Source organism: Avibacterium gallinarum (genome assembly GCF_002921135.1).
Taxonomy (GTDB): domain Bacteria; phylum Pseudomonadota; class Gammaproteobacteria; order Enterobacterales; family Pasteurellaceae; genus Avibacterium; species Avibacterium gallinarum.
In genome coordinates, this window is record NZ_PQVJ01000039.1 from 1 (window position 1) to 432 (window position 432).

The window sequence follows — 432 nt, forward strand, 5'->3', positions numbered from 1 at the left end:
ATGATGATAAGATAATACTCCGCTTAGGCGGGGTATTAACAAGGGATACTTTGTTACCATTATGGGAGCAACGTTCTTCTTTTTATCGAAAATCGCTCTTGGCTCGCAACCGATTATTTGGGAACTTCAGACTTTAACGCGTATTGATAGTGCGGGTTTTGCCTTATTTTGTGATTATTTGTATCAAATGCAAAAGCAAGGGCAACCTCAGCAGTTGGTGAATGTGCCTAAGCAACTCTTGACATTGGCTGATCTTTTCGGCTTATCCCATTGGCTTAAGCCTTTTTTATTGTAGTGGAAACATTGAATGGAAACGCAAGAAATCGAACGAATTTTAAAACAAGCGTTAAACCTCGAACAGGTTTATGTGCAGGGCGAAAACGCCCATTTTGGCGTGATTGTCATTGATGATAACATCGCTGCTTTATCCCG

At 40.7% G+C, this 432-nt stretch carries 1 protein-coding gene and 1 pseudogene; both read left to right on the plus strand.

Annotated features, from left to right (window positions below):
* Positions 1–338 (plus strand): annotated as a pseudogene (locus C3007_RS09850) (STAS domain-containing protein); the annotation flags it as partial.
* On the plus strand, positions 308–432 hold a 125-nt coding region (locus C3007_RS11480), incomplete at its 3' end, for a BolA family protein (RefSeq protein ID WP_479768589.1). The pseudogene C3007_RS09850 and the gene C3007_RS11480, both read left to right, overlap by 31 nt.